Here is an 18,746-nt window from a genome sequence, read left to right on the forward strand (position 1 = left end):
GCGGGAACTGGATGTGCCATGGCGTGCTCCTTCACTGGACCACACGACCACGTCAGCCAGGATCGACTGCCGCCCTCGGCGGATGTTGGAACGCAGCGCCGACACGCTCCAGAGCCGACGCCAGCACGGGGTCGGCGGCGCGAACCCGGTCGAGGTCGCCGCGGGTCTGCACCGCCATCGTCCAGAGCACTGCCCGGCTGCGTTCGAGCATCGCCGCCGCCGTGTCGGGCCGACCGATATCGAGGCAGGCGGCAGCGGCTGCGCCGGGCAGCCCCCGGTGCCCCGCGAGTAACCGTTCCCGGTCGGCGCGGGCGACGCCACGCCAGGCGAGCAGTGGAAGCAGGTTGGTCACCGCCTTGTAGGCGGTGACCGCGTCTTGGCTATGCCCGGTACGGACCGACAGCTCCGCCCATCGGCGCCCGGCCGCCACCCGGTTGCCCGGCGGCGAACCAGACTCGGCCACCGCGGCAGACCAGGCTTGCGCGGCCAGGTCACGCTCTCGCTCGTCACCCGTACGGTCGAACAGCGACTCATGGACGATGCCGAGGTTCAGCCCGGCCGCCGCCTGGAACGGGTGTCCCGCCGGCAGCACGGACAGCGCCGCCTGGGCGTGGGCCAGCGCCGATGTGAGGTCGTCGGTGCTCTGGGACAGCCTATGCAGGGCGATGGCAAGGTTCGGCTCGTAGGCCGCGCGCCCAGGGTCGCCGGCCTGGGCACTGTGCCGGGCCTGTCGCAGCATCGCGACCGCACGGTCGAGGTCGTCGGGTGACTGGGTGAGCTCGTGCCGGCTCAGCCCCGCCGCGGTCGTCGAACTCCCGACGCCGACCGTCCCAAGGCGCTGGTATGGACCGAGGAGCGGGTCGCCGACTGGAACCGCGACCTGCATGATCGGCTGGCGGCGGAGGAGCGGCAGCGCGGGGCCCGGCTCAGCCGCGCCGCCATGATCAACGTGTACGCGTCCGTGCCCCGGCCATCCTCGGTAATGGTGTGGACGCCCTCGCACACCTACACCTTCCTCGCCCAGGCGGCCACCCACCGGCTGTCCGCGCTATACAGGTTGATCGCCCTGCGTGGGTTGCGTCGGGGCGAGGCGGTCGGGCTGCGCTGGAAGTACGTCGACCTCGCTGCTGGGACCGCCGGGGTGCACTGGCAGATCACCCAGCTGGGCTGGGAGCCGGTGCAGGGCAAGCCGAAGACCGAGGCCAGCGACCGCACCATCGCCCTGGATGAGGACACCGTCACCGCATTGCGCGCGCATCGCAAGCGCCAAGCTGCCGAACGGCTGGCCGCAGGAGAGGCCTGGACGAACAGCGAGTTCGTCTTCACCGACGAGATCGGCCGGCCGCTGCACCCGCAGCAGGTCAGCGACCAGTTCTACCAGCTGGCCTTCCTGGTGGGGCTGCCACCGGTGCGGCTGCACGACCTGCCATGGCGCCGCCTCGCTGATGCTCGCCGCGGGAGTCGACCTGAAGGTCGTGCAGGAGACCCTCGGTCACGTCTCCTCCACCTTCACCCGCGACACCTACACCAGCGTCTACCCGGAAGTGGCCCGCGCCGCCGCAGAATCGACCGCCGCCCTGGTCAACACCGCAGCCGGCAGCGCTCAAACGGCCCGGCTGATCACGCTGCCGACCCACACCTGACAGACCACCACCTGAACCGTCGAACCCAGGCAGGCCTGCCGATCCTCCGGCGGGCCTGCCTCTCTCGTCCTCAAGGGCTGTCGCACAGGCAGCGCAGCCTATCGATCTCCAAGCTGCGCTGGAACGGGCCGAGAAGAGCGCCCGAGAAGCAGCGGATCTTTTCTCCGCTGGTCACCAGCGGCCTGGCCCCCAAGACGAGCCCACTTGCACAAGGCTTGACCGGGTATCAGCCCCCGTTGGCCAGCGGCGCTGCGCAGGCCTTCTGGCTCGATCTTCGGATGGTCGAGGGGTCTGAGGTGACGGTGGCGGTCTAAATGATCTACCGCGATACACGGTCCGTACACAAGAGCAACCACCGAGCAACCGACCATGATCAAAAATGAGATTCAAGGCCAACGAGAACCGAGAAACCCCAGGTTGAACGCGGTATTGGTGAGTAGGGCGGGTGGGACTTGAACCCACGACCCACGGATTATGAGACAGGCTTGCGCGATGCGTATTTGTGCAGGTGGGGGAGGGTGTCGGTAGTAAGTGAACCCGGATTTGCGCACGTATTTGGCATGATCATGGACGCGCTGGCTTGTGGCGAGATCAATTGCCGGACCCATCTACCTATATCGCACCGACATGCGAACGGCCGTCTACGGGCTTCTCGGCGCTCCGCTAGAGAGCTGTTGATCGCTCAGTCGGTGTCGGGATGCTCCCTCTCCCACCAATCAGTCTTGCTGTGCCGCCACAACAGAGGGAGAGCCCACGCGACCGCTGCGGCAGGGCTTGCCGCAACGATGGCGAGTGCGGGGCCACCCACGTCGTTGCCCCCGTCCAGTCCCGTGACCACCATGGCGATGACCGTGAAGCCGAGCCCTACCCAATTGGCACATCCTTGGGACTGGAGAGGAAGCCAGCTCATCATCGCAAGGACTGCGAGGAAGGCCCCGATGCCTACGGGCGCAAGTAGCAAGGTCCAATCGTCGTAGGGCCTGAGCGCGACGTAGGGCCACGGAACCCAGAGGATCCACGCCGCTGCGACGACCGCCGCGAGTGCCACCCGATGAATGGTCGGCCGTTTGGGAGGTATCCCGTAGGGGTTGGCGTCGATCTCTGCGAGTTTGGCTCGGCGCCACGCGCGTAACTTCTCAAACCATGAGATCCCCACGGCCTTACGGTAGGTGTCCTCGCTCCTTTAGTCACGCCCTCCGCGACACGTCATTCCCCGAAGGTCAAGAGTGGTACGTCGTACAGTTCTGGATTCCGGGGCCGCGTCATGGACGGTGAGAGGACTTCGACCACGAGCATCTCAGTTAGGAATTGCACCTGGGCTGACAGGAGGTGACTCGTGTGGCCAATCGCAGACCGCTCCTTGAGTCCAAGGGCGACATGGATGTGAGGCAGGATACCGCCTTTCTCGGGGGCCGCCGCGATGGTGCCGCATCCCATGGCTTCCGCGTTGGTCAGGTGAACCTTGGTCCACACTGGAGCTTCAGGGTTTTCAAGCTTTTCGCAAGTACCCACAATCTCGGCTTCGGCAAAGCCCGCGATGAACATGGGGATGTAGCCCTGACGAATGCCGTGTTCGCTGCAGAATTTCGCCAGGGCGGTCATGAAGTCGTCGCCGTGGTCGAAAGTGACTCCGAAAGTACGTCCGGTCGTCAGCTCGCGGGCTCGCATACGCTCTCGATTCTTTCAAAGATTAAATGTGCTCATTCATCGAATTATCAGGAATTCATCCACGACCCCCAACTTCCGCGAACGTCTCCCTGATCGACCTGGTGCCAACCCCCGACGCGAGAAGCAGATAGAGAAGAATGCGCGCCTTCAGAGGGTCAAGGTAACCCGCTGGGATCAAACCGCGTGCCAGCAGATCGGACTCTGACCCCTCGAAGCCATACGTTTGCTCGTGAACAGGACCGGCGCCCGTCCGCGAGGCCAACACGACGGGCTTGACTGACGCGAGCTTGGCCAGCGCCGGCACCATGCCCGCGGGAACATGCCCGACACCGAAAGCGCCGACAATCAGACCATCGACCTCTTGGCCCATGGTTGAAACAAGCTCTCCACCGTCGCCCAGCGCGACAGTGAACAGACCGACCTTGACCGTGCGCCACGTGTCAGGCGTCAGGATCGGCCCTCTCGCCATACGCAACGGGACGTCCACATGGCCCTCGACCACGTGGCCGATCGGTCCGTGATTCGGCGAAACGAACGCCGCCGTACTGCTGGTGTGGGTCTTACGGAGCCAGCGCGCTGCGTGGATCTGGTCATTGAAAACGACCAAGCAACCCAAGTCACGCGCCGAAAGACTCGTGGCCGTACGAATCGCGCCCAACAGATTGGCGGGGCCATCCGCGCCAGCCATGGACGGGTTCCGCATCGCCCCCGTAACTACCACCGGAGCTTCGTCCTCCCACAAGAGATCCAGCACGTAGGCGGTCTCCTCGATGGTGTCGGTCCCCTGAGTGACCACAACGCCGGCCGCGCCGTTGAGCACCGCTCCCTTCATCGCTTCCGTAAGCTCGATGAGGTCGGCGAAGGAGAGCGACGCGCCAGGGAGCTGCCGGAAAGTTTGCACGTCCAGCTCGACAGCGATGTTGTCGAGCCCCGGAACAGCCGCAAGCAACTCCTTGGCGGTCAACGTGGGCACAACCCCGTTGGCTCCGGGAACCATGGCGATGGTGCCGCCCAGGGAGAACACGGCTACGCGGGCAGGGGCAGTCATTAGGGAACCTTCTTACAGGTCGGAGTACGTGGCCAGTCAAGCGACGTTCTGGCCCATGTCGTTGACGAAAGCGCATGCAGCGTCGATACCGGCAACCGAGATCAATCGGCTGCGAGGCCGCAACAGTCCGGCTGTGCCAACGTGAGCGAGCGCCCGGCATCGGGTAACGAGCCATGCCCAGTCCAGTTCGAGATACGCGGCCAGCGCGCGAAGCCGCTCCGCAGGGCTGTTAGCTTCGATGACGGAATGCGCGCCGACTTGACCGGTAGCCTCACGGAATTCACGAAGGACGGAGACGCGCTGGGTAGTGTCCACGTGCCACATGCCCGCGCCGCGGACCCAGTTGGCAAGGATCGCCTGCCCGCCGCCGAGGACGAATCCCTCGACATTGGAATACGCGGGATCATCGCAGACCTTGGCGTGAATCCCCGTTGCCTCCATCAACGCGATGGACACGAAGAGCAGAACACGCTCATGGCGCGGCGAATCCTGGACGGCTCCGCGTGGGATGCAGAACATCCGCACCGATGCCTGATCTCCGGTTGTACTGCGAACCGCACGCAGATAGGCGTACTTGTGGTCGAACAGCAACCATGAGCATGCCTCCTCGCCACGCTGCTCACGAGTCCAGAAGGTTGGAAGTTCGGGCAGGTTGGTCAGGTTGCGCAGGATATGCCGGGCACAGAAATCAGAACCGAGCCAAGCATGCGACACCCTTCCGAGGTCCGGAGCCGCCTCACGACTGACTGCTGAGGAGGTGAGCGCCTCGTACTGTGCAAGCTCCTCACGCGAGATAGCAAGCTCCTGATCGTCTGCTTGGAGGCCATCGTCAAGGCTGGCCGCCGCCCACAGCAGGCCGTACGTGAAATCGTCCAGCTCGTAGGCGCCGGGGATGGCGATGGTGTCGCTGTCAGGAGATTGCGCGAGTCGCCGTCGCGCCTCCCGAGCATCCATCGCGAAGAACCGCGACTCGCCGGCCGATCGATTGGCGGCGACCACGAGCCCGCGGCTTGTCGCACGCGAGAATTCCGCCCATCGGGGGGCGTTCGTCAGTCTCGTCAGGACGCGCTCCCCGGAGGTACTGCCCGCATGGAACTGCATGCGCAAAACTGCGCCCTCCATGGCGCGACCGTCAGGAAGTAGCGCCGTGGCATCTACACCGAAGTCCGGCGTCGGTCGCGAGAGTTTCAGATCAGGCCATCTCGCTTTGGCGTGGCCAGCGAAGCCGTAAAGATCATTCGGCCCGCCGATGAGGGGCAAGTCCGTTCCTAGCTGTGCGAGCAATGCGGTTGCACTGCCCCCCACGAGAAACGTCCTCCGGTCAACGTTCGCCCACACCTGCCCCTCCTCGTCCACGTAGAAGGACAGTCTTTCGGGGGCAAGCGCATCTTGCGATGGCACTTCGATGGCATTTAGGCGCCGGAACCCCAACTGATCGAAGCTCCTGCCGGTCAACGCCTCCAAGGCTCGCTGATACGCGGGACGTGGTCGCCCGACTTCTCCGTCCTCCCAGCGCGCGACCAGGCGCGCGTCACAGGCAAGGCCATGCTCACCGATCGTGCCAGCAATAGCGACCAGCGCTCGCGCGAACTCCTCACGCGATTCGCGCCGCTCCTCTTCACGGATGCGGCGGAGTACGGGATTGGGCGTCTTGACCTTGGTCTTGGTGGTCACCGCCATGCCTTCCGCCTGCGTCTTTATGGACTTTGCACGGAGCACGGCAACCGTAACTGTTCGCTGCCGCCGTCGCTAGACGATTTGCCATTTCAGTGCCGCGTGAGACGCCATCGATATGCCTTGGCCTTTAGCGGTCTCCTTGATGTGGCGCAGGGAACGCCGCGCCACAGCAGGAGGAAGGGGGCGGAAATGTTACGGAACGGGACACACTGCTTAGTCGGTCGAACTTAGCAGTCTCATGAGGGATTGATATAGCTGCCGGGAGCATAGTCACTGGTCTTGAGCCTGTTGCTCAAGCTTCGTAAGCCTATTGGCGAGGTCCTTCACGGTGGCCTCCAGGATCGATACGCGTGCCGAGAGGGCGGGCTCAGGGCCACCTTCCTTGCTCGGATCCCGAACGAAGAAAGCCCGACCTTGCTGGGCGACCACCAGTCCCTCAGTCCGCAACTCGCGGAGGGCGTTCTGGACGGTCTGAGCTGAGATGCCGTAGTCCCGCGCAAGGTCCCGGATCGACGGCAAGCGACTGCCTGGCACACGTTCGCCCGACTCGATGCTTTTCCGCAGAGCGTCCGCTAGCTGGAGGTATGGGGGGCGGGGGTCGTTGTCGCTAATCGTCACCTGACCAGCGTACCCGCCTAAACCGTAAGTGTCCTGTAGCGACCTATTGCGTGCTAGCACAGTACTAGCTAAGTTGGCACGTATCAGCACAGCCGGAAGATCTGGGAAGGCGGCACAAGCCGCGCGCCGACGGGCTGGAGCACTTGATCGTTTGAGAACTCAACAGTGACGACGAAGGGCCACCGCCTCCCGCGAAAAGGCGGCCTGTGCAGGGCGTTCGGCCTTGCGCACTTTCTCATTGCTTGGTTCGCCCCGATGGTCGCAGGCAGGGTTCGACTCCCTGCCGGGGCGCCCTCCACCGCTCGTACCTCTGTCCCACACACCCAGGGAGTGCCGATGTTGTCCATCCGCCTGACCGGAACGCCTGCCGAGGTAGCCGATGCCGTGCTGACCCTGCGCGAGACGTTCTGCATTGCCGCGATCAAAGGGCTATGCCCCTCGGCGCCTGCGCAGCCCAGTGTCCGCGTCTACGTCGAAGTGGCCCCCGGCTGACCACGCCGGCCTACCAAATCTTTCGCCCCGATGGTCGCAGGCAGGGTTCGACTCCCTGCCGGGGCACTGCCAGCAACCAGCCCACCTCAAAGGGGTTCGACTCATGAAACGGCGCAAGGCCATCGAGTTCTACAACCCGGACGGCAGCGAAAGGCATGTGGGCGACTGCCCGAACTGGATCGCGGCTATGCGACGTCTGCGCCGTGACCTGCGTGAACGCACGGTCATTGTCTACGGCAACGGCCCATGGCCGTGCTGGGACTGCTAACCCGCATCCGATCTCCTCTACCGCCCCGATGGTCGCAGGCAGGGTTCGACTCCCTGCCGGGGCGCTCCGGCGCACAGATGCCGAGATCCACACGCAACCCGACCAAAGGATCCCACCATGACCGCATGCGTGACGTTCACTCACCCCGACGTGTTCGACCGGGGCATTCAAGAGGGCTGGGCGGACCCGCAGACTGACCCGACACAGATCGACTGGACTCCCCGCCAGACCGCCGCCGCGATCCCGTTCCAGGTGATCGACGGCCGACCGGTCAACCCGTGCGAGACGACCTGCGTCCGCTATGGCCGCAACGAGCTGGGCCACTGGGGCGAGCAGGTGGCAGCCGACGCCGTCGTCACCGCCCACACCCAGACCGGCCGCTGGCTGGTCATGGTCGAACGCTCAGACGGGCACGGCTGGGCCGTCCCCGGCGGCTACGTGGAACCTGGAGAGGATCCCGAGGTGGCGGCGGTTCGCGAACTCGCAGAGGAGACCTGCCTCAACCTGTCGAGCACATCTCGTCAGGTGCTTCCGGCACGGTACGTGCCGGACCCGCGCGCCAGCGATGAGGCGTGGATGGTCACCGTCCCCGTCACCTTCAAACTGTGCGCCCTGTTCGCCGTCGATCTGCCCGCCGTGGTCGGTGCCGACGACGCCAAGCGCGCCGCGTGGGTGCGCGCAAACAGCTACACCGACCTGGTCGCCCAGCTCAAGACCTCTTATGACGGTCAAGTGTTCCGCGCCCATGTGGCCATGCTGCGCGACCTGCTCGGCTGATTCGGCCGCTCTACCGCTCCGATGGTCGCAGGCAGGGTTCGACTCCCTGCCGGGGCGCTCCGGCTGCTCTGCCGGGTCTACCCAACGACGAACAGGACACCCCATGCTCCCGACCCCCGACTTTGACAGCGACCTGCACACCGGCAGCCAGATCGACCTGGCCAACCCGCCGCAGCACTGCACCTTCCCCATGCAGGTGTCAGCGGAGCACGGCGGCTACCGAGTCGAATGCGTCGAGTTCGACTACGAGATCCACACCAGCGAAGACGGCGTGCTCACGGAGCCGCCCCACACCACCGCCTAATTGCCAATCGGCCCCGATGGTCGCAGGCAGGGTTCGACTCCCTGCCGGGGCGCTCCGGCTGCTCTGCCGGGTTCACCAAGCCAAGGGAGTTTCCCTCATGCAGCCCGCCAAGAGTTTGACTCGGTTCCTGCCCACGCTGGTCGTGATCGGCATGGTCATCTACCTCTTCACCGACCCGCAGGGCGCCGCCGTGGCGTTCAAGTGGGCTTTTGAGGCGATCGTGACCGGTGCCCAGCAGTTCGCCGAGTTCGTCAAGGCCATCAGGCAGTGATCTCCCCAACCCGCTGGGGGCGGCCCCCATCCGCCAAGACCTGAGCCGCCCCCTTCTCGACTCCCGAAGGAGTAGCACCATCATGGTTCACCGCGAACGCCCTATCCACCCGTCGCGCATGCTGCCTGAACAGTGGTCGGCAGCGTGGCGCATCGACCACGAGCCGCCCACGGCGGAGTGCGTCTACGACCCGGACCTGCACACCGGCCCGGCCGGCGAGATCGAACCGGCCGACGAGCGTGCCGCCCGTGAGGACGTGGCCCGCGAGGTGTGCGCCGGCTGCCCCGTGCGCGCCCGGTGCGAGCTGTACAGCATGCAGGTTCGCCCGACCTCCGGCGTGTGGGCCGGCCGCACGGCGCGCGAGCTGGCCCTGTTGGGCGCCGAGCTGGACGTGATGCGTTCCGGCGGCCTGCCGGAAGCGGCGTGATGCGCGCGCCCGGCACCTACACCTCCGGGACTCGGGTCCGCTATCACGGCTCTCTCACCCACGAGCACGGCGAGTACGTCATCGCCGACATCTGCGAGTGCCCCGAATGCGACGCGGCCGATGCCGACGCCGCGTTCTACCGCATCCCCCGTCAGCCCCGCTACGTCCTGGCCGCCGCACCTGGTGCTGCCGCCTACCTCGAACACGTCCGCCCCGCGAGCTTGACCCCACCTGAATGGAGTTCTCCATGACCACCCTGACCACCCAGCGGACCCTGTCCGCCCCGATCGCCGGCCCCGTCGTGTTCGCTCTGGACATGCCGCACGGGCAGATTGACGTGCGCGTCGGTGATATCGACCGCGCCGAGATCGATCTGTCCACCCCGGCCCCGGACGGCAGCCCCGCCGCCAGGGCCGTCGCTGACGCGACCTTAACCGCCGAGGTACGGAAGATCACGGTTCGTGTACCCACCCCGGACGGCGGTACCACCATCGTCAGTCGCGGCGGGCGCATGGTCGTCCAGAACTTCGGCCACGTCTCCGCCGGCACGACCATCACCGGAATCACCATCAGCGGTGACGGTTCCGTACACATCGGCGGAGGCGTCAACGCCACCCCCGGAGTGCGCGCCGTGGTCCGCCTCCCGCGCGGGTCGGCCCTGGCCGTGCACACCAAAACCGGCGAGGTCACCACAAGCGGCGAACTGGAGTGGACGCAGTTCGCCTCCGTCTCCGGCAGCCTGCGCATCGATGCCTGCGGCAAGCTCAGCGCCTCCTCGACCTCGGGCGATGTGTCGGCCGACTACGCCGACGAGGCCGAGGTGCGCACCGTCTCCGGTGACATCCGGCTCGGCAGGACCGACAGCGCCACCGCCGGCTCTACCTCCGGCGACATCAGCATCGGCGACTTCGGCGGTTCGGCGCGGCTGCGCACGATCTCGGGTGACATCACCGTGCACGCCACCGAGCCCGGCCACGTCACCGCCAACTCCACATCCGGCGACATCCGCGTGACCGCCCCCGCCGAGCTGGCCGCGGCCACCGGCGAGAACGCCCTGACCGTCGATGCCCGCTCGGTGTCCGGCGACGTGCGCACCCCGCGCCCGATCGCCGGCCCCGCCCGCCCCCGCCGCCCGGCGGCACCGCTGACCAACAGGAGGTCTGTCGTGAACACCGTCTTTCTTCTGCTGTGGCCGTGGCTGGCGTTCCTGGCCGCCATCGCCCTCGGCTCGTTGCTGTGGAGGCGTTGATGTCTCGCATCCGCGCCGCCTTCTGGGACCCCGCCGGCGACCGCTACGGCATCCCCACCTACCCATGGCGGATGGCGCCGCCGCACCTGCTCACGCTGCGGCAGCTCACCGCCGAAGGGCTTCGACCCGGCGGGCAGGGTGTGCAGGCACAGGTGTTGTGGCGCTCCCGCCGCCATGGTGCGCCCGGCGTCCGCGCCGCCTACCTGTACGACGTGCGGTTCGCGCTGCCCAAGCGCACCGCCACCGCGCGTCAGCGCGTCGCCCTCGGCAAGGCCAACGCCGCCCGCCGCACCTGCCCCGAATGCCTGCGCGATGCCGGCTACGTGCTGCTGCGCCACCTCGGAACCTGCCTCGACTGCGCCAAGGAGGTCGCCGCATGAACACCGCCGAGATCCGCGCCGAGCTGCGCGCCCTATGCGACCGCATCGAGACCGAGCTGAACGACGAACACCGCAACCGTCAGGACATTCTCGAAACGGTCGCCACCGACCTGGACGACCTCATCACCCACCTGGAATCGTCGTGAACGGCATCGCGATCTGCCCACCCGCCGAGGCCATCGCGCCCCGACTGTCGATCGTGGCCGATCCACCCATCATGGTGACCGACCCGGCCGGCCTGTTCGCCGAGCTGGCACGCCTGGCGCTGCCGCTCGGTGAGTACGTGGTGTGCGGCAGTGCCGCCCTGTACGTGCGCGGCCTGCGCGCCCGCATGGGTGACCTGGACGTGCTCGCTCGCGGCCCGGCGTGGCTAAAGGTGCTGACGCTCGGCGTGCCGCCGAGCGTGGCCCTGTCCGGTCACGGCCTGGTCGTCAATCACCCGCGCGCCGCCATCGAGTTCGTCGATCGGTGGACGCCCGGTTGGCCGACCGACTACCTGATCGCCTCCGCCGACCTGATCGACGGCATCCCGTTCATGCGTCTGGGCGACGTGCTGGCCTGGAAACAGCGCGCCCGCCGCCCGAAAGACCTGCCCGACATCGCCGCCGTTCACCGGCTGCGCCGCCAGTGGAACAGCGACCCCATCCCCACCCGCACCGACAAGACCGATTGGAGGAAAGCCGCATGAGCAGCATCGCTAATCCGACCCCCGACCCGGAGGACATCTCCCGCGCCCTGGCCGAGATCGAACGCCACCTGATCGAACCCGCACCGCCGATCCACCCGCCGCCCGCCGACCTGGAGGAGGCGGAAGAGATGGGTGAGACCAAGCGCGTACGGCAGTTGCGCGCCGAGGTCGCCGAGGCCCGTCACCTGGCCGCGCTCCAAACCGACGACACACCGCTCTTGCTGGACACTCCCCGCGTGCGCAAGCGCCGCAGGAAGGCCCACGAGGCGGCCCGGCTGCACCGGCTCGGGCAGGATCCGGCGATGCGCGCCTGGCAGGCCGCGCGGATGCGGCGCCTGCTGATCACGGCCGCCATGGTGGCGCTGACGTTGGCGCTGGCTTGGTCCACCGCCGGCGTGCAGCACTTCGCCGCCGACGGCGCCGAACCGTGGTCGCCGGCCTGGATGTTCGCATGGCTGGTCGAGCCGTTCATGTCCATTGCCCTGCTGGTCGTCGTCGGGGCTCGCGCCTACCTCGGCACCCAGGGACAGCCGCTCAACGACCCCAAGCTGATCCGGACCGAGTACCTGTTCCTCGGCCTGACCCTCGGCATGAACGCCTGGCCGTACCTGCCCTGGACCGACGACGACTTCACCCTCTCGCGGTTGGTGCTACACGTGCTGGGGCCGATCGTGGCCGTGGCCATCGTCACCGCCCTGCCGATCATCCTGGCCGCGTTCTCCCGGCTGAACTACACCCCCGACGGTGGACTTACCGGCATTACGTACAGCGAGAACACCGGTGATCGCGTAAGACGCACCGCCGCCGAGGTGGCCCCACTGATCGAACGCGCACAGGTCCTCATCACGACCGGCGACCTGCCCGCCCACCCGAGCGCCTACAAGATTCAGCGCGCGCTGCGCTGCGGCATGGACGACGCCCGAGCCGTCCGTGACGCCCTCGCCCCGGAGGCAGCGTGATGACCTACGCGAGCCTTCACCACGCAAACGCGCAGGGTGCGGCCTCATCCGCCAAGACGTCGACCGCACCCTGCCACCCCGCCCGCTGCAACGCACACGAGGTGATCCCATCATGACGCATGACCCGTTCAACCCCGCCGACCAGCCCGAACCGCCGCGCCCCACCTGGACCGACCAGGATGGACGCAAGGTGGATGACCCCGTCCAATGGATCGCCGACCAAGTCGCCCCCGCCCCCGCTGAGCACGGACAGGACGGCGGCAAGGGGGCGCAGGTCGTTGACCTGGAGGCCGCCCGCGCCGGCCGCCACCCCTACAGGTCCGATGACGACCCCGAACCGACCAGCCCCGCCCCGGCCGCCGACCGCCCGATCCTGGACGGCCAGGCCGTGCGGGTTGACCAGGACGGTAAGGAGGAACGCGACTGGCGCGCCGAGCTGGAAGCCAAGCTGCGCACTCGCCGCCCGGTGGTGCCGCTGTGGCTACGCTCGCGCGCCGAGGCGCTGCAAACCCTCGGCTGGCTCGGCAACCACTACGCCCACGTGGCCGCCTACCAGGCCTTCCGCACCCCGATATATGCCAGCCGGCTGGCCATCCGCACCCCGCGCGGCTTCCTCAGGCTGGTCGGCGGCATGGTGCGCTGGACGTTCGACCTGGAAGGCGAGCCGGTACGGCTGGCCGCCGTGCAAAAGGCCGACCCGGAGGCGTACCTGAAACTGTCTCGTCAGCGCGACTCCCGCGTTCGGCTGCGCGTCCCTACCGCGCTGGTCGTGCTGGTCACGCTGCTGATCGCGGCCCTGATGGTGGCCGGCGCGCCGACCGCCACCCAACTGGGCGCCCTCGCGGTGGCGCTGGCCGCCCTCGGCATCCTCGGCAAGCCGGCTGACCGGCCGCTGATCGAGCGTGCCGTACTGGCCTCCACCGTGGAGAAGCTGACCAGCGACATCGTCATCCGCGCCCTGACCACGCTGGGCATCTCCGGCATCACGCAGGCCATGTCCAAGAACCCCAAGGACGCCATCCGGTTCGTTGCCCCGATCACCCGCGATGGCCCCGGTTGGCGCGCTGACCTGGACCTGCCGCACGGCGTGACCGTGGGCGACGTGCTGGACAAGCGTGACCGGATGTCCGGCGCGCTGCGCCGTCCGCTGGGCTGCATCTGGCCTGAGGGCGATTCCACCGTCCATGAAGGACGGCTGATCCTGTGGGTGGGCGATAAGGACCTGTCTCGCACCGTGGTGAAATCTCCGCTGGTCAAGGCCACCTCGCACGATGTATTCAAGGGCATCCCGTTCGGGGCCGACCCGCGCGGGCGCTCCATCACCGTGCCGATCATCGAACAGAACATCCTGATCGGCTCCCAGCCCGGCCAGGGCAAGACCGCCTCGGTTCGCGTGCTCGCCTCCGGCGCGGCCCTCGACCCGTCCGCCGAGCTGTGGATTCACGAACTCAAGGGCACCGGCGACCTGGACCCGCACGAGCAGAACTGCCACCGCTACGTCTCCGGCATCGAAGACGAGGCCATCGCCTACGCCGCCGACTCCCTGACGCTGCTGCGCAAGGAGGTCATGCGCCGCGCCGCCGCCCTGAAGGCGCTACCGCCGGACCTGTGCCCGGACAAGAAAGTCACCAGAGCGATCGCCGACAAACGCTCACTCGGCCTGCACCCGCTGGTGGCCATCTTCGACGAGTGCCAGAACCTCTTCGCCCACGAGGAGTACGGGGCCAAGGCGGGTGAAGATGCCGAGTTCATCATCAAACTCGGGCGCGCCCTCGGCGTGATCCTCATCCTCGCCACCCAGCGCCCGGACAAGCGCAGCCTGCCCACCGGCATCAGCGCGAACGTCACCATCCGCTTCTGCCTGCGGGTGGCCGGCCAGCTCGAAAACGACATGATCCTCGGCACGTCGTCGTATCAGAACGGCATCCGCGCCACGCTGTTCGTCCCCGGCCCGCCGGACAAGGGCGGCGACGCCGGTACCGGCTACCTGGTCGGCGCCACCCCGATGCCCAAGGTGGTCAAGTCCGGCTACCTCAACACCCCGTCCACCCAGCTCATCGCCGACCGCGCCCACGCCCTTCGCAAGGGAGCCGGCGTGCTGACCGGTCACGCCCTCGGCGAGACGCCCGAACAGCTCACCCCGAGCTATGACCTGCTGGCCGACATCCTGGCCGTGGTGCCGCCGGCCGAGGCCAAGGTGTGGAACGAGGTCGTCATCGCCCGCCTGGCCGACCTGCGGCCCGACATCTACGGCGCATGGGACGCACTGGAGGGCGGCGCCAAGACGGCTCAGCTCACCGCCGCACTCAAGCCGTACGGCATCCGCACCATGCAGGTCTGGGGCACCCCCGAGGGCGGCGGCAAGGGCGCCAACCGCATCGGCATCGCCCGCGACGACATCCTCACCACCGTCACCGAGAGTGATAAACGGCGGGGTTCCGGGGCGGCTTCCTAACCGCCCGATCACCTCTAGATCTAGAGGCCACCCCCTCTAGGTCTAGAGGTTCCCCTAGACGCCGAAACCGCGATCTAGCAGGCATCTAGCGTCTAGATGCTGACCTGTGCAAACCCCGGAAACCCCGCCTGGAGCCCAGATGGCCACCATCATCACCTTTCTAGTCGCCTGCCTACCACCCGTCACGCTCGGTTACACCATCTGGTGTTACGTCTCCCCGTGGGGCGTCTGCCGGCGCTGCGCCCCCGGTGGCAAGAACCGCACCTGCCGCGCCTGTGAGGGAACCGGTATGCGGCCCCGCCTCGGCTGGCAGCTCTACGTCTACCTACGCCGCCTGCACCACGACGGCACCCGCTGACCCCGCTCTGCCGGAGGAGAACCGACCCGTCATGAGCGTCACCATCCGTACCTGCCTGGTCGTCACCTGCACCCGATGCGGTCAGGTGGACGACGACTACCCCACCCTGCATGCCAGCACCGTGGACGAACTGCGCGACTGGCTCAGCGACTGGCAATGGGCCAACCCTGACACGCCCGACTTCTGCCCCCGCTGCGTGACCGAACTCGACTGCGAGCGCAACGGCCACCGGTGGGGGGACTGGCAGCCCGGCGTCACCCGCCCCGAACTTCGCTTCCGCTCCTGCGGCCACTGCGGCGACGCCGTCATGCACAACCCTGCCCACACCCTGACCCCGCCCCATCCATGAACGGACTACCTGCCATGCCCAAGAAGATCTACGGCCTTGACGTCGTCACCCCCGGAAGCCTGTGGGCTGACACGCGCGCCCGAGGCCGGACCGTCCTGATCGACGCCATCGACGGCCGGCACGCCGTCTGCACGACCCTGACCAACTCCCACGAAGTGCAGCGCCTCATCGACCTGGCCGACCCGGACGAGCACGGCACCACCCACGACATGCGCGGCATCACCCGCCGCATCCTGCTGGACCGCTTCCGGCCGACCAGTAACGGTTTCACGTTCGTCACCGCGACCGCCGCCCACCTATCCGCACGCCTCACCGCCCGCTGAAACCCGGAAGGAAGACCGCCATGTCCGGCGAGACCACCATCACCATCATCGGCAACCTGACCGCCGACCCTGAACCGCACGTCACCCAGACCGGCCTGTCGGTGACGAGCTTCACCATCGCCTCCGCCGCCCGCACCTACAACAAGCAGGTGGAGCAGTGGCAGGACGGCGAAGTCCTGTTCATGCGTTGCTCGGCGTGGCGCGACCTCGGCGAGCACGTCGCCGAATCGCTCGCCCGCGGCGCCCGCGTCATCGCCTCTGGCCGGCTGCGTCAGCGCACCTTCGAGACCAACGATGGCGACAAGCGCACCGTCATGGAGATGACCGTAGACGAGATCGGTCCGTCGTTGCGGTTCGCCAACGCCCGGCCCGTCAAGGCAGCTCGTAACAACGGCAACGGCAACGGCGCCGCGCCGCGCGGTGGGTTCGATGACCCGTGGGCTTCTTCCCAGCCCGCCGGCGTCGGTGACGCGCCGCCGTTCTGACCCTCTTTTCGGGTCTGCCTCGGGGCGGCGCGGCCTGCCCTTCACCCGCCGCTCCGAGGCACCGCCATCACCCACCTGGAAGGACCCACACATTCCATGCCAGCAACCACCGCGACCACGAAGCCCGCCGATGACCAGGCGTCGCTGTTCACCCTCACCGCCTCGGACGACGCCGAGCGCGTGGTGTCGGGCGTGCGGTTCATCGCCGCCGACCCGGCCGCCAGTGACGCCGCGCTGATCGGTGACGGCTACGGCTGGCTGGCCGCCGCGCTGCCCGCCCCGCGACCGCCCACCTGCCCGGCCTGCCACCGCCCGACCGTGCTGCCCGCCGCCGCCCCGGTGCTGTGGACCTGCCCGCGCTGCCACCCCACGGAGACCCGATGACCATCACACCCACCGCCCCAACGGCACCCGCCACGGTCGCCCCAGACGGCTGCTACGTGCGCGAACACGACGGGCACCGCATGACCGTCCACAGTCCCGCAGGGTTCGAGCCGGCCGCGTTCGCCCGGTTCACCGCCGCCGAAGCGATGCTGGGGCTGGACGTGGAGACCAGCGCCATCGACGACAAAGGCCCGCGCCAGTTCGACCCCGCGTTCACGGTCCGGCTGATCCAGTTCGGCTCACCCGATCAGGCGTGGGTCCTGGACCCGGCCGACCCCGACCAGCATGCCGCGATCCGGGCTACGTTGGCCGACCCGACGCGCCGGTTCGTCACCCACACCACCTACGACCCGCTGGCCGTCTGGGCAGCCTTCGGTATCGCGCTCGGGCAGCGCGTCATCGACACGCACCTGATCTCCAAGCTGATCGACCCCGACGAACGCGCCGGCCACGGGCTCAAAGAGCTGACCGGCCGCCACCTGGACGACGGTCTCCAGCACGCCGAGGCCGCGTTGCACGCCCGAATGCGCGCCCTGGCACCGCCCGGACACCGCGCCGGCAACTCCTGGCGTACCTGGGGATGGAACCACCTGCCCACCTCCGAAGAGGCATACGTCGTCTATGCCGGGCTGGACGCCGTCTACGTGCGCCGGCTGCTGCCGGTGCTGCTACGGCACTGCCTCGACTTCACCCACCTCGTGCGCATGGAACAGTGGTTGGCCGCCCGCGCCACCGCCATCACCATCCGCGGCCTGCTGCTGGACCGCCCCTACACCGCCGCCCTACTCGACCAGATCCAGCGCGAGCACCACACCGCCGAGACCCACATCCAACAGGCCCTCGGCTTCCCCGGCGGCTCACCCCGCTTCGCCGCCTGGCTGGACGACCACCTCACCGAGGCCGGCGTCAGCGCTGCCGACCTGGCTCGCACCCCGACCGGCCGCCTGAAGGTCACCGCCGACACCCTCACCGCCCTGCTCGGCCAGCACGCCGACGCGCTGCCCGAGCAGGTGCGTGAGCTGCTGGCCGCCCGGCGGGTGATGGCCGCCACCTCCAACCTGATCGCCAACCTGACCGCATTCCTACGCGCCGCCGACACCGCCGGCCGCGTACACCCGCAGATCAACACCCTGCGCGCCAAGACCGCCCGCATGAGCATCACCGGCCCAGCGTTGCAGACGCTCAAGAAACACGACCCGCGGCTACGGCACTGCTTCCGCGCCGACCCCGGCCACGTCCTCATCTCCTGCGACTTCTCCCAAGTAGAGGTACGGGTGGCCGCCGCCCTGTCCGGCGACCCGACCCTGAAACGGGTGATCGCCTCCGGCACCGACATCCACGACGCCACCGCCGCCCTCATGTACGGCGACGGCTACACCAAAGAGCAACGCACCATCTCCAAACGGTGCACCTTCGGCACCCTGTACGGCGGCGGCGCCACCGCGCTGGCCGACCAGACCGGCGTCACACCAGAGGTGGCCCGGCAGGTCATCGACCGGTGGCAGTCCACCTACCCGCGCGTGATCGCCTACACCAAACGCCTAGCCGACCAGAAGACGGTGACCACACCCAGCGGCCGACGCATCCCCGCCGACCCCGCCCGCGGCTACGCCAACGGCAACTACATGGTGCAATCCACCGCCCGTGACCTGCTGCTGGCCGCCGTCTACACCTTCGCCACCACCCACCCCGAGGCCAAGCTATGGCTGTTCGTCCATGACGAGGTCATCATTCAAACCCCCGAACGCGACGCCGAACACCTGTGCGTCGCGCTTCGGCAGGCCATGACCACCACCTTCCGAGGCGTACCGATCGTGGCCGACGCCGAGATCCTCGGCACCCACTGGGGCCACCTGCCCGACCAGGAGAGGGCCGACGCGTACCGGGAGGCGGCATGACTCTCCCCGCAGTCAGCACGACCCA

26 protein-coding genes are annotated in these 18,746 nt (G+C 67.8%); 20 read left to right on the top strand and 6 right to left on the bottom strand.

Features of this window, described 5'->3' with window-relative positions:
* Positions 1–52: 52 nt before the first annotated feature.
* Positions 53–886, bottom strand: a complete 834-nt coding sequence (locus LDL49_RS39930) for a hypothetical protein (RefSeq protein WP_225299529.1) — start codon at positions 884–886, stop codon at positions 53–55.
* A 54-nt stretch (positions 887–940) separates the two neighbouring features.
* Between LDL49_RS39930 and LDL49_RS39935 the strand changes: the two genes are divergently transcribed.
* Positions 941–1,957, top strand: a complete 1,017-nt coding sequence (locus tag LDL49_RS39935) for a tyrosine-type recombinase/integrase (protein ID WP_225299530.1) — start codon at positions 941–943, stop codon at positions 1,955–1,957.
* 368 nt (positions 1,958–2,325) lie between these two features.
* Here LDL49_RS39935 and LDL49_RS39940 read toward each other — a convergent pair whose 3' ends face one another.
* The 5 genes from LDL49_RS39940 to LDL49_RS59400 all read right to left on the bottom strand — a co-directional run bounded on the left by LDL49_RS39940 (position 2,326) and on the right by LDL49_RS59400 (position 6,744).
* On the bottom strand, positions 2,326–2,799 hold the full coding sequence (locus LDL49_RS39940) for a hypothetical protein (RefSeq protein WP_225299532.1): 474 nt from the start codon (positions 2,797–2,799) through the stop codon (positions 2,326–2,328).
* Between the two features lie 50 nt (positions 2,800–2,849).
* Positions 2,850–3,311, bottom strand: coding sequence for a PPC domain-containing DNA-binding protein (locus tag LDL49_RS39945; protein ID WP_225299534.1), 462 nt, complete (start codon positions 3,309–3,311; stop codon positions 2,850–2,852).
* 55 nt (positions 3,312–3,366) lie between these two features.
* Positions 3,367–4,359 carry an asparaginase gene (locus tag LDL49_RS39950; protein ID WP_225299537.1) on the bottom strand — a complete coding sequence of 331 codons (993 nt, stop codon included), beginning with the start codon at positions 4,357–4,359 and terminating at the stop codon, positions 3,367–3,369.
* A 36-nt stretch (positions 4,360–4,395) separates the two neighbouring features.
* Positions 4,396–6,039: a hypothetical protein gene (locus LDL49_RS39955; protein ID WP_225299539.1), complete on the bottom strand. Its 1,644-nt coding sequence runs from the start codon at positions 6,037–6,039 to the stop codon at positions 4,396–4,398.
* Between the two features lie 267 nt (positions 6,040–6,306).
* Complete coding sequence (locus LDL49_RS59400) at positions 6,307–6,744, bottom strand: GntR family transcriptional regulator (protein ID WP_372470539.1); 438 nt, start codon at positions 6,742–6,744, stop codon at positions 6,307–6,309.
* 246 nt (positions 6,745–6,990) lie between these two features.
* Between LDL49_RS59400 and LDL49_RS39965 the strand changes: the two genes are divergently transcribed.
* The 19 genes from LDL49_RS39965 to LDL49_RS40055 all read left to right on the top strand — a co-directional run bounded on the left by LDL49_RS39965 (position 6,991) and on the right by LDL49_RS40055 (position 18,721).
* A complete protein-coding gene (locus LDL49_RS39965) occupies positions 6,991–7,146 on the top strand; it encodes a hypothetical protein (RefSeq protein WP_225299543.1) in 156 nt (51 codons plus the stop codon).
* Positions 7,147–7,249: 103 nt separating this feature from the next.
* Positions 7,250–7,414 carry a hypothetical protein gene (locus LDL49_RS39970; RefSeq protein ID WP_225299545.1) on the top strand — a complete coding sequence of 55 codons (165 nt, stop codon included), beginning with the start codon at positions 7,250–7,252 and terminating at the stop codon, positions 7,412–7,414.
* A 117-nt stretch (positions 7,415–7,531) separates the two neighbouring features.
* Complete coding sequence (locus LDL49_RS39975) at positions 7,532–8,191, top strand: NUDIX domain-containing protein (RefSeq protein WP_225299547.1); 660 nt, start codon at positions 7,532–7,534, stop codon at positions 8,189–8,191.
* 103 nt (positions 8,192–8,294) lie between these two features.
* Entirely contained in the window at positions 8,295–8,495 is a 201-nt protein-coding gene (locus tag LDL49_RS39980) for a hypothetical protein (protein WP_225299548.1), read from the top strand.
* Between the two features lie 97 nt (positions 8,496–8,592).
* Entirely contained in the window at positions 8,593–8,766 is a 174-nt protein-coding gene (locus tag LDL49_RS39985) for a hypothetical protein (protein WP_225299549.1), read from the top strand.
* Between the two features lie 118 nt (positions 8,767–8,884).
* Positions 8,885–9,193, top strand: coding sequence for a WhiB family transcriptional regulator (locus LDL49_RS39990; protein ID WP_225299551.1), 309 nt, complete (start codon positions 8,885–8,887; stop codon positions 9,191–9,193).
* Entirely contained in the window at positions 9,190–9,444 is a 255-nt protein-coding gene (locus LDL49_RS39995) for a hypothetical protein (protein ID WP_225299553.1), read from the top strand. The genes LDL49_RS39990 and LDL49_RS39995 overlap by 4 nt, the downstream gene beginning before the upstream one ends.
* The gene (locus LDL49_RS40000) at positions 9,441–10,442 is read left to right on the top strand and encodes a DUF4097 family beta strand repeat-containing protein (RefSeq protein ID WP_225299555.1); all 1,002 of its coding nucleotides are present in this window, start codon (positions 9,441–9,443) and stop codon (positions 10,440–10,442) included. Before LDL49_RS39995 ends, LDL49_RS40000 begins: the two co-directional genes overlap by 4 nt.
* Complete coding sequence (locus tag LDL49_RS40005) at positions 10,442–10,822, top strand: RRQRL motif-containing zinc-binding protein (RefSeq protein ID WP_225299557.1); 381 nt, start codon at positions 10,442–10,444, stop codon at positions 10,820–10,822. The genes LDL49_RS40000 and LDL49_RS40005 overlap by 1 nt, the downstream gene beginning before the upstream one ends.
* Positions 10,819–10,968: a hypothetical protein gene (locus LDL49_RS40010; protein WP_225299559.1), complete on the top strand. Its 150-nt coding sequence runs from the start codon at positions 10,819–10,821 to the stop codon at positions 10,966–10,968. Before LDL49_RS40005 ends, LDL49_RS40010 begins: the two co-directional genes overlap by 4 nt.
* Positions 10,965–11,510: a hypothetical protein gene (locus tag LDL49_RS40015; RefSeq protein WP_225299561.1), complete on the top strand. Its 546-nt coding sequence runs from the start codon at positions 10,965–10,967 to the stop codon at positions 11,508–11,510. The genes LDL49_RS40010 and LDL49_RS40015 overlap by 4 nt, the downstream gene beginning before the upstream one ends.
* On the top strand, positions 11,507–12,469 hold the full coding sequence (locus tag LDL49_RS40020) for a hypothetical protein (RefSeq protein ID WP_225299566.1): 963 nt from the start codon (positions 11,507–11,509) through the stop codon (positions 12,467–12,469). Before LDL49_RS40015 ends, LDL49_RS40020 begins: the two co-directional genes overlap by 4 nt.
* 112 nt (positions 12,470–12,581) lie before the next feature.
* A complete protein-coding gene (locus LDL49_RS40025; RefSeq protein WP_225299568.1) occupies positions 12,582–14,924 on the top strand; it encodes a cell division protein FtsK in 2,343 nt (780 codons plus the stop codon).
* 139 nt (positions 14,925–15,063) lie between these two features.
* On the top strand, positions 15,064–15,282 hold the full coding sequence (locus tag LDL49_RS40030) for a hypothetical protein (protein WP_225299570.1): 219 nt from the start codon (positions 15,064–15,066) through the stop codon (positions 15,280–15,282).
* Between the two features lie 31 nt (positions 15,283–15,313).
* A complete protein-coding gene (locus LDL49_RS40035) occupies positions 15,314–15,631 on the top strand; it encodes a hypothetical protein (RefSeq protein ID WP_225299572.1) in 318 nt (105 codons plus the stop codon).
* Between the two features lie 14 nt (positions 15,632–15,645).
* Entirely contained in the window at positions 15,646–15,954 is a 309-nt protein-coding gene (locus tag LDL49_RS40040) for a hypothetical protein (RefSeq protein ID WP_225299574.1), read from the top strand.
* A 20-nt stretch (positions 15,955–15,974) separates the two neighbouring features.
* Positions 15,975–16,439: a single-stranded DNA-binding protein gene (locus LDL49_RS40045; protein WP_225299576.1), complete on the top strand. Its 465-nt coding sequence runs from the start codon at positions 15,975–15,977 to the stop codon at positions 16,437–16,439.
* A 96-nt stretch (positions 16,440–16,535) separates the two neighbouring features.
* Positions 16,536–16,823 carry a hypothetical protein gene (locus tag LDL49_RS40050; RefSeq protein WP_225299578.1) on the top strand — a complete coding sequence of 96 codons (288 nt, stop codon included), beginning with the start codon at positions 16,536–16,538 and terminating at the stop codon, positions 16,821–16,823.
* Positions 16,820–18,721, top strand: a complete 1,902-nt coding sequence (locus LDL49_RS40055) for a DNA polymerase (protein ID WP_225299580.1) — start codon at positions 16,820–16,822, stop codon at positions 18,719–18,721. Before LDL49_RS40050 ends, LDL49_RS40055 begins: the two co-directional genes overlap by 4 nt.
* Positions 18,722–18,746 lie beyond the last annotated feature (25 nt).

The organism is Nonomuraea aurantiaca, assembly GCF_020215705.1.
In the GTDB taxonomy this organism is placed as follows: domain Bacteria; phylum Actinomycetota; class Actinomycetes; order Streptosporangiales; family Streptosporangiaceae; genus Nonomuraea; species Nonomuraea aurantiaca.

Coding starts and splice junctions, on each gene's coding strand:
- LDL49_RS39930 (WP_225299529.1), bottom strand. CDS start 886: ATGCAGGTCGCGGTTCCAGTCGGCGACCCGCTCCTCGGTCCATACCAG.
- LDL49_RS39935 (WP_225299530.1), top strand. CDS start 941: ATGATCAACGTGTACGCGTCCGTGCCCCGGCCATCCTCGGTAATGGTG.
- LDL49_RS39945 (WP_225299534.1), bottom strand. CDS start 3,311: ATGCGAGCCCGCGAGCTGACGACCGGACGTACTTTCGGAGTCACTTTC.
- LDL49_RS39950 (WP_225299537.1), bottom strand. CDS start 4,359: ATGACTGCCCCTGCCCGCGTAGCCGTGTTCTCCCTGGGCGGCACCATC.
- LDL49_RS39955 (WP_225299539.1), bottom strand. CDS start 6,039: ATGGCGGTGACCACCAAGACCAAGGTCAAGACGCCCAATCCCGTACTC.
- LDL49_RS39965 (WP_225299543.1), top strand. CDS start 6,991: ATGTTGTCCATCCGCCTGACCGGAACGCCTGCCGAGGTAGCCGATGCC.
- LDL49_RS39970 (WP_225299545.1), top strand. CDS start 7,250: ATGAAACGGCGCAAGGCCATCGAGTTCTACAACCCGGACGGCAGCGAA.
- LDL49_RS39975 (WP_225299547.1), top strand. CDS start 7,532: ATGACCGCATGCGTGACGTTCACTCACCCCGACGTGTTCGACCGGGGC.
- LDL49_RS39980 (WP_225299548.1), top strand. CDS start 8,295: ATGCTCCCGACCCCCGACTTTGACAGCGACCTGCACACCGGCAGCCAG.
- LDL49_RS39985 (WP_225299549.1), top strand. CDS start 8,593: ATGCAGCCCGCCAAGAGTTTGACTCGGTTCCTGCCCACGCTGGTCGTG.
- LDL49_RS39990 (WP_225299551.1), top strand. CDS start 8,885: ATGCTGCCTGAACAGTGGTCGGCAGCGTGGCGCATCGACCACGAGCCG.
- LDL49_RS40000 (WP_225299555.1), top strand. CDS start 9,441: ATGACCACCCTGACCACCCAGCGGACCCTGTCCGCCCCGATCGCCGGC.
- LDL49_RS40005 (WP_225299557.1), top strand. CDS start 10,442: ATGTCTCGCATCCGCGCCGCCTTCTGGGACCCCGCCGGCGACCGCTAC.
- LDL49_RS40010 (WP_225299559.1), top strand. CDS start 10,819: ATGAACACCGCCGAGATCCGCGCCGAGCTGCGCGCCCTATGCGACCGC.
- LDL49_RS40020 (WP_225299566.1), top strand. CDS start 11,507: ATGAGCAGCATCGCTAATCCGACCCCCGACCCGGAGGACATCTCCCGC.
- LDL49_RS40025 (WP_225299568.1), top strand. CDS start 12,582: ATGACGCATGACCCGTTCAACCCCGCCGACCAGCCCGAACCGCCGCGC.
- LDL49_RS40030 (WP_225299570.1), top strand. CDS start 15,064: ATGGCCACCATCATCACCTTTCTAGTCGCCTGCCTACCACCCGTCACG.
- LDL49_RS40035 (WP_225299572.1), top strand. CDS start 15,314: ATGAGCGTCACCATCCGTACCTGCCTGGTCGTCACCTGCACCCGATGC.
- LDL49_RS40040 (WP_225299574.1), top strand. CDS start 15,646: ATGCCCAAGAAGATCTACGGCCTTGACGTCGTCACCCCCGGAAGCCTG.
- LDL49_RS40045 (WP_225299576.1), top strand. CDS start 15,975: ATGTCCGGCGAGACCACCATCACCATCATCGGCAACCTGACCGCCGAC.
- LDL49_RS40050 (WP_225299578.1), top strand. CDS start 16,536: ATGCCAGCAACCACCGCGACCACGAAGCCCGCCGATGACCAGGCGTCG.
- LDL49_RS40055 (WP_225299580.1), top strand. CDS start 16,820: ATGACCATCACACCCACCGCCCCAACGGCACCCGCCACGGTCGCCCCA.